The sequence below is a fragment of the Salicola sp. AFF1 genome (genome assembly GCF_056783195.1).
On record NZ_JBXAYL010000209.1, the window covers coordinates 1 to 251 of the forward strand.

1 pseudogene is annotated in these 251 nt (G+C 68.1%); it reads left to right on the forward strand.

Features of this window, described 5'->3' with window-relative positions:
• Positions 1-251, forward strand: a pseudogene (locus AC1RQI_RS17380) (Re/Si-specific NAD(P)(+) transhydrogenase subunit alpha); the annotation flags it as partial.

A 251-nucleotide genomic window follows, 5' to 3' on the forward strand; every position in this document is an offset into this window, starting at 1 on the left:
GCGCCACCGTCAGCGCCGATGCGCTGAAGGACGCCGACATCATCATCAAGGTGAAGCGGCCGGAAGCCTCCGAGCTGTCGCAGTACAAGCGCGGCGCGCTGGTGATCGCGATCATGGATCCCTACGGCAACGAGGCGGCGCTGAAGGCGATGGCCGATGCCGGGGTGTCGGCGTTCGCGATGGAGCTGATGCCGCGCATCACCCGCGCCCAGGTGATGGACGTGCTGTCCTCGCAGGCCAACCTGGCCGGC